The organism is Acinetobacter sp. ANC_7655 (assembly GCF_056784015.1).
This window is the reverse complement of record NZ_JBWYJB010000042.1, coordinates 1-296: the sequence shown is the minus strand read 5'-3', so window position 1 is coordinate 296 and position 296 is coordinate 1. Positions and strand designations below refer to the sequence as shown.

Below are 296 nucleotides of genomic sequence, written 5' to 3'. Positions count from 1 at the left end.
GCTACTGTGTCAACCTCGAAGCTCTCTGGCTGAGATTCACCTGTGTTACCTGCTTGATCTGTTGCTTTTGCAACTACGTCATATTCGCCATCTGCCAATTCAACTGATGGTGTATATGTCCATGTGTCACCTGTAACTGTCGCTGGACCTTCTGCAACAACTTGACCGTCTTTGTCTTTAACAACGACATTTACTGTTGTTCCTGGTTCAGTTGTACCTGTGATTTCTGGTGTTGTATCGTTTGTATCCGCAATTGGATCAATCGTTACATCGGTATCAGATGGTGCAGTTGTATC

1 protein-coding gene is annotated in these 296 nt (G+C 44.3%); it reads right to left on the bottom strand.

What is annotated here, in order from left to right:
- The coding region (locus AC1M9N_RS14505; protein WP_481954979.1) for an Ig-like domain-containing protein at positions 1-296 on the bottom strand (296 nt) is incomplete at both ends.